Here is a 545-nt window from a genome sequence, read left to right as displayed (position 1 = left end):
TAAATACGCGTTTAAAGACGGGCCCCATTCTCCTGAATCCACAGGTAAATATCATTAACTACCCATTTGATATTTTTCCTTACATCAGCATCATCATACCTTAGAAAGCTCACCCCTAAAGACTCCAACCGCTTTTGTCTGATTTCATCTTTTATGGGTTGATCACCATGATAGTGGCTGGACCCGTCAACTTCGATAGCCAGACGAAGGTCTTTACTGTAAAAATCAACAATAAACTTATCAATAGGAATTTGTCTACTAAAGCGGTAGCCCAGTTGCTTATTCTTAAGCTCATTCCATAGCAAAACCTCACCCAGGGTCATATTTTTCCTCAGCTTTTTAGCCAAAGGCAACAGATAAGGTTTATATGGGATGATCTTTCTCAGGTCTGTAGTTTTACCCACCCCAACCCCTCCTTGGAGGGCATGATCTGTGGTATGTAAGCTTTTAAGATAGTCTTATTAACTGTCACACCCAAACTCCATCCCCTCCACCCCTCCTGTTTGGATGCGTGTATGATAAATTTTAAGACAGTCCTTTTTACT

Annotated in this window: 1 protein-coding gene; it reads right to left on the bottom strand. The window is 40.9% G+C overall.

From position 1 onward, the window contains the following. Positions 1 to 11: 11 nt before the first annotated feature. Positions 12 to 404: an endonuclease domain-containing protein gene (locus E1176_RS00255; RefSeq protein ID WP_343030480.1), complete on the bottom strand. Its 393-nt coding sequence runs from the start codon at positions 402 to 404 to the stop codon at positions 12 to 14. Between the last annotated feature and the right edge of the window lie 141 nt (positions 405 to 545).

It is taken from the genome of Fulvivirga aurantia, assembly GCF_009711475.1.
Taxonomy (GTDB): Bacteria; Bacteroidota; Bacteroidia; order Cytophagales; family Cyclobacteriaceae; genus Fulvivirga; species Fulvivirga aurantia.
The sequence above is the reverse complement of the archived record's forward strand: the minus strand, read 5'-3'. Positions and strand labels throughout refer to the sequence as shown.